This is a genomic window from Nostoc sp. JL33, assembly GCF_017114985.1.
Taxonomy (GTDB): domain Bacteria; phylum Cyanobacteriota; class Cyanobacteriia; order Cyanobacteriales; family Nostocaceae; genus Nostoc.
The window spans coordinates 24,964-31,397 of record NZ_JABXKP010000085.1; the positions used below are offsets into that span (position 1 = coordinate 24,964).

4 protein-coding genes and 1 pseudogene are annotated in these 6,434 nt (G+C 43.8%); 3 read left to right on the top strand and 2 right to left on the bottom strand.

Annotated features, from left to right (window positions below; translation table 11 throughout):
• Window positions 1-22: 22 nt before the first annotated feature.
• Window positions 23-454, bottom strand: coding sequence for a hypothetical protein (locus HWQ23_RS25355; RefSeq protein ID WP_292834500.1), 432 nt, complete (start codon window positions 452-454; stop codon window positions 23-25).
• A gap of 100 nt (window positions 455-554) precedes the next feature.
• Between HWQ23_RS25355 and pyrE the strand changes: the two genes are divergently transcribed.
• The 3 genes from pyrE to HWQ23_RS25370 all read left to right on the top strand — a co-directional run bounded on the left by pyrE (window position 555) and on the right by HWQ23_RS25370 (window position 5,866).
• Entirely contained in the window at window positions 555-1,178 is a 624-nt protein-coding gene (pyrE, locus tag HWQ23_RS25360) for an orotate phosphoribosyltransferase (RefSeq protein WP_292834502.1), read from the top strand.
• A 631-nt stretch (window positions 1,179-1,809) separates the two neighbouring features.
• Window positions 1,810-4,911 carry an ATP-binding protein gene (locus HWQ23_RS25365; RefSeq protein WP_292834504.1) on the top strand — a complete coding sequence of 1,034 codons (3,102 nt, stop codon included), beginning with the start codon at window positions 1,810-1,812 and terminating at the stop codon, window positions 4,909-4,911.
• Window positions 4,904-5,866: a GGDEF domain-containing response regulator gene (locus tag HWQ23_RS25370; protein WP_292834506.1), complete on the top strand. Its 963-nt coding sequence runs from the start codon at window positions 4,904-4,906 to the stop codon at window positions 5,864-5,866. The genes HWQ23_RS25365 and HWQ23_RS25370 overlap by 8 nt, the downstream gene beginning before the upstream one ends.
• Before the next feature lie 240 nt (window positions 5,867-6,106).
• Here the strand turns inward: HWQ23_RS25370 and HWQ23_RS25375 are convergent.
• A pseudogene (locus HWQ23_RS25375) lies at window positions 6,107-6,394 on the bottom strand (DUF29 domain-containing protein); the annotation flags it as partial.
• Window positions 6,395-6,434 lie beyond the last annotated feature (40 nt).

Below are 6,434 nucleotides of genomic sequence, written 5' to 3' on the forward strand. Positions count from 1 at the left end.
TCCCCACTCCTAACTCCCAATCTTACCGATCTGGCAAAGTTTCAAACCTGAATTCAGTTCCGACTTTGAGTTTGTTGCTATTTGAACGGGGAGACATCATCAGCGATGTGTCATAAGGATTTGGTAAATCAGGAGTGCGAATATAAGGATCGTTGCCAACTTGCTGAGTCAGGACATCATGATATAAAGTGTTAACCAACTCAGCATCGTGGGCAATTTCATTTTCTGGGAAGGAACCACCGAAACCGGAACCAGATCCTAGAAATGAGTCTAGCTGACGCTTGAGGCTGGCATTTTCGTAGAAATTGCGATCGTGACTAAAAAAAGCTTGTTCAAATAGATCATTCGTAGTTTGATAATTGGGTGTTGCCGTTTGGGCAGATGCAACAGAGGGAACAATACCAGCAGCAAGCAGCACTAATAAACCACCAAGGGTTTTTAATTTTATACGCACGTTTGTGACTCCTCAATTTTTGGGCAATCTTAATTTATGCTTAAGTTCAGAACTCTCATGAGTTCAACCTTTGGTGTAGCACAACTTTTAATGTTTTGTAATGACGTATCCTACTGAAACTCTTACCCACTCAGATATTTGGGCAACCACTGCTGATTTGACCACTTTGCGCCACAAGCTACTAGATTTATTTTGCCAACTTGCTTATCAAGAAGGTGATTTTCTCCTCTCTTCTGGGTTGCGTAGTTCTTATTACGTGAACAAGACACAGGTAACACTCCATCCTCAAGGTGCTTTGGCAGTTGGACGCTTGCTATTTCCTTTGCTACCTGTAGATACAGAGGCTGTGGGTGGTTTAACATTGGGGGCTGACCCAATTGTGACAGCAGTGAGTCTAGTTTCTGTTTATGAAAACCGACCGATACCAGCGCTGATTATCCGCAAGGAAGCCAAGGGTTATGGGACGAGAGCTTATATAGAAGGCCCCAGTTTACCAGAAGGTGCAAAAGTAGTGGTTTTGGAAGATGTGGTTACAACTGGGCAATCTGCTCTGAAAGCAGTTGAGCGTCTTCAAGAAGCAGGTTATACCGTAAATCAAGTAATATCACTGGTAGACCGACAGCAGGGGGGAGGGGAGTTGTACCAGTCAGCTGGGTTGAAGTTTGAAACTTTGTTTTCGATTCAAGAAGTTCAAGAACGCTTCCGACAACTTGCAAATTCTTGAACAATAGGACTTGTGCTAATTCGTAATTCGTAATGACGCTCTCTACGAACGCGAATAGCGTGTCGCAGACAGACGCTAAAAGCGTAGCTTGTCCTCCGCAGGAGTACGCGGACTCGCTACCGCTACGCTAACGTAATTCGTAATTAAGAATTACAAATTGGTAGAAGTCCTGAATATGAAACAATAGGGTTCAGTTAAAGAGTTACGCATTAATAAAAAATAGCAACTTGAATTAATCGGGTAAAAATTCTTCATATAAATATTTATACGCACTTGTACATTCATAAATTCAATGTCGGCATTTCCCAAAATGATGTCGCATTTTTTGGCTACAACCCTTGTAGAGTATAGGTTGTATTTATTATTACCAAAGACTGCTGTAAATGGGTATTTCACATAGATATAGCAGTTTTCGTTTGGATGCAACACATGGTAGGAGCACAGCATTGCTGTGCCCCTACGAGTGGTGTGTATTCCATGCAATTGAGAACCGCTATAGTTAAGCAAAGATGTATTTTTATTTACAATTTTTAGCCGCAGCTACGCCCAACCTAGTCAGCGCTCTTTTAAAAAAAACTTTTCGATTTTTAGATTCACAACTTTTTGATTTCCAAAACCGCCTATCTTAACTATGCAATCACCAAATCCGATCTCGTTCTCCTCACTCACCTCTGTACTGACGGCTTTAGAAGTGTGCAGTGATGAATCAGTGTATGCTCCCGGTTATATTCAGCCACATGGAATGTTGCTGATGCTGCAAGAGCCACACCTCACAATCTTGCAGATTAGTGAAAATGTGGAACAGTTTTTTGGGATTTCCGCAGAAGCATTGCTTGGTCAACCCTTACAACGGTTGTTTTCCCGCGCTCAAGTGCAGCGACTTGCTGGCTATCTGGCTGAAGATAATCTGGAGTTTTGCAATCCGTTTGAGCTAAAAACGCGGCGGGTTGCCGAGACTGATGGGCAACAGAAAAATCAGGCATTCACAGGTGTGATGTACCGGATAGTAGATGGGTTGATCATGGAACTAGAACCTGTGCGATCGCTCAAAAGCATCGATTCAATCCAATCATATCACCGCCTGCAAGCCGTGATCGCCAATTTCCGTAATGCCACTAACCTGACGAATCTGGCTCAAACCCTTGCCAGAGAGGTAAAAGAAATGACTGGGTTTGATCGGGTTATGATCTACCGCTTTCGGGCAGACGACAGTGGTGTGGTGATTGCGGAGGAGAAACAGAGGCATCTAGAAAGCTTTTTGGGACTGCACTATTTGGCCATAGACATTGCCGCGCCAGCCCGCAAGTTGTTTTGCCGCAACTGGATGCGATTCATTCCCGATATCAATTACACCCCTGTCTGCCTGATTCCCACCAACCATCCTCCGACGGATACACCCCTTGATCTGAGTAATTCTGTGTTACGAGGAGTGTTTCCGTGTCACATTCAATACCTAAAGAATATGGGGGTTACTGGGTCGATGACGATTTCGTTAATCAACGACAAAGGACTTTGGGGATTAATTGCCTGTCACCACTACAGCCCGAAACTAGTGGATTATGAAACTCGCAAAGCCTGTGAATTTTTAGGACAGTTTGCCTCGATTGAAGTGGTGCATCAGCAAGAACGAGAATCGGATGTTTACCGAACGCAGGTGAAAGGGATTCAGGATGAACTGCAACAGACGTTATTGCAGGAGTCCAATTTTATTGAGCAAGTGTTGATCCGAAATACTTCTCACTTGCTGGATCTAGTTCATGCTCAAGGAGCCGCGATTTTGCTTGACGGTCATCTGACATTAGTTGGTCAAACGCCATCGGCTATCCAGGTGCAGGATCTGGTGACGTGGTTGGTGCAACACAAGGGGGAACGAGTGTTTGCTACCGATTCCCTCTCACGTTTATATCCAGATGCGAAAGCATTCAAAGATCAAGCTAGCGGCATCCTGGCAATTTCAATTTTATTCAACCATGTCAAAGAAAAGTCTTACCACATTATCTGGTTTCGACCGGAGCAAATCCAGACGGTGAATTGGGCAGGCAACCCCCAGGATACGGTAACAATCAACGAAATTGGAGAGATGCAATTGTCTCCTCGGAAGTCCTTTGCAATGTGGAAGGAAACCGTGCGGGAAACTTCCTTGCCTTGGGAGGTGGCGGAAGTGGAAGCCGCTACTGAGATGCGAAATACGCTGATGTTGGCAGTGCTGGAGTTTTCCCAGATCGCCCTAGAAGAAGCCGCAGAACAAGCCGCGATCGCCAACCGCGCCAAAAGCCAGTTCCTCGCTAAAATGAGCCACGAACTGCGGACTCCCCTGAATGCCATTTTGGGATTTACTCAGTTGATGAACCGCAGCGACAAAATTCCATCGGAGTTTCAAGAGGATTTAAGCATCATCAGCCGTAGTGGAGAATACTTGCTAACTCTGATCAACGATGTGTTGGAAATGTCCAAAATTGAAGCGGGTCAGTTACAGCTAAGAGAAAACTCTTTCGATTTGCATCAGCTAATCCACTCCATCAGAGATATGGTTGCCCTCCAAGCTTTAGAGAAAGGAATTGATCTGCTCACAGAACAGCATACCAGCGTTCCTCGCTATGTGTATGGTGACGAATCAAAACTGCGCCAAATTCTGCTGAATCTGTTAAGCAATGCGATTAAATTTACGACAACAGGTAGTGTCACCCTGCGATTAAAAGCTTTGACCGGGAGAGTGGGCAAGGTCAACTCCCTGGATTCAATTTCTACCGATGATTTCAAACCAATCATCACCCTTCATCTGGAAGTTGAAGACACTGGATGTGGTATCGCTCAGTCGGATATCGAGGCTGTGTTTAAAGCCTTCACGCAAACAGAATCAGGTCGCCAGGCTAAAGGTACAGGCTTAGGCTTATCGATTAGCCGTCAGTTTGCCCGTTTAATGGGTGGTGATATTACAGCGCGAAGTATCCTGAATCAGCAGTCAACCTTCATTTGTGAGGTTTTACTGAGTTTGGTAAGCTCAGTGGATGTCATCGCGCCGGAAACGACTGGCGCTGTTATTGGTCTGGAACCGGGACAGCCCACTTATCGCATTCTGGTGGCGGAAGACGTTAAAGAAAATCGTCTGTTACTGGTCAGGCTATTAGAATTAGTTGGGTTTGAGGTCCGTGCAGTCGAGAACGGAAAGGAGGCGATCGCTCTCTGGTCAGAATGGCATCCCCACCTGATTTTGATGGACATTCAAATGCCCGTGATCGGTGGCCACGAAACTACCCGACAAATTCGAGGGAGCCAGGGAGGTAAAGACGTGGTGATTATTGCGCTGACAGCCTACGCCTTTGAGGAAGACTACACCACCAGCATTCAAGCAGGCTGCAACGACCACATCACCAAACCATTTCTAGAAGCTGTCCTATTTGAGCGGATTGCACACTATTTGGGAGTTCGCTACTGCTACAGCGAAGAAGCTTTACCGGGGTTAGACCAGCAAACCTTACTTCCGCAATCACTAACCGCCAAAGATTTACAAATAATGTCGCCAGAGTGGATTATTCAGGTACATCAAGCAGCCCTGGATCTCAACGATGCTAAACTCTATAATCTCATCGCTCAAATCCCCAACCGGGAGCAAATTTTTGCCAATGCTCTGAAATCTCTGGTGGATAACTTCCAGATGGAGACGATAGCGAAGCGCTGCTGCGAAGCGCAGATCGCAACTCTGACCCAAACTCAGGAAAAAGACTATGGCTAATTTACTTAAATCTGCTTCGGAAACAAATATTCTAATCGTGGACGATACCCCCGACAATCTACGATTGTTAGCCAAAATATTAGAGTTGCAAGGTTATATCATCCGTAAATCCCTCAACGGGAAAATGGCATTACAAGCTGCTTTTCGACATCCGCCCGATCTGATTCTGCTTGACATCAATATGCCCGAAATGAATGGCTATGAGGTTTGTCAACAGTTGAAAGCATCAAAAACAACAGATCAAATTCCGATTATTTTTATTAGTGCCCTTGACCAAATGAATGATAAATTGCAGGCATTTGAACTGGGTGGACAAGACTATATCACCAAGCCCTTTCAAGAACTTGAAGTGCTAATGCGAATCAAAAACCAGCTACTCATCAAACAGCAACAGCAACAACTTATTGAACAAAATCAACGCCTAGAGCATGAAATTCAGGAACGCCTGAAGGCTGAAGCAGAGGTAATGGAGCTATCCCTAACTGATGAGTTGACAGGACTATATAATCGGCGTGGTTTCTTTTGGCTGGCAACTCAGCAATTCAAAATTGTCCAACGCACACAAATGTTCTGCTGTCTTTTGTTTGTTGATTTAGATGGTTTAAAGCAGATTAATGACTCTCTAGGGCATGAAATAGGCGACAAAATGATCGTTGACACAGCCCAAATACTAAAGCAAACCTTCCGTGATTCGGATATTGTTGCCCGTCTAGGAGGAGATGAGTTTGTAATATTTGTTCCTGCCTGGTCTAGGAATACAGATGAATTTTATCCTCGATTGCAAGCTAATATTGATCGCTTTAATCAAGAGCATAATTACTCATATAAACTATCTATAAGTGTTGGTGTGACACAATGCGCCTTAAATGAAAACGTTTCACTACAACAATTGATAGAAGAGGCTGACAAGCTAATGTATGAGCATAAACGCGCTAAACGTCTTGGAAATCATTAATTGTTCTATTGAAAGTAGAAATATCGACATTAATCGGTGAACAGCTACATCCAATTTGTGAATGTACAATAGACTTATTGCAAAAGTCAAAAACCCGCCCGAAAATAAATTTTCTTTTCTTATAGCTAAAGTCGCTTTTAACCGACTAATGACAGTAGTTTTAGTCCGTTGAAACGGACTTTTGCTATTAGCCAGGAACTTCACTTTCTGGCAGTTCAAGTATTTTCGCAATAGGTTTAATTAATCGGAGAAAAAGTCTTCATCTAAGCATTCATACGCACTAAAGGGAGACTCAACAGCAAAAGTATCAAGGGACAAACCAGTTTCATTGCTGGCTTGTTTTCTGGCATCTTGATAACACTCCAAGAAAAATTATTGAAAATAAGGCTTTAAAGTAGGGCTGTCTTTAAAAGCTCTTGTAAGTCTCCGGCGATGTTCTCTAATTGTTCCTTTCCAACTATTAGAGCGTTTATTAGACTGAAACTTATACTTGAGCAAGTGTATTAAGACAACATTGAACCTCACACGACTTGAAGTCGCGTGATTCCTGCTTCAACGATCTGAGCCG

What these genes read in the sequence shown, in the direction of transcription:
- pyrE (WP_292834502.1), top strand. Translation starts at nt 555, where the DNA reads ATGACGTATCCTACTGAAACTCTTACCCACTCAGATATTTGGGCAACC.
- HWQ23_RS25365 (WP_292834504.1), top strand. Translation starts at nt 1,810, where the DNA reads ATGCAATCACCAAATCCGATCTCGTTCTCCTCACTCACCTCTGTACTG.
- HWQ23_RS25370 (WP_292834506.1), top strand. Translation starts at nt 4,904, where the DNA reads ATGGCTAATTTACTTAAATCTGCTTCGGAAACAAATATTCTAATCGTG.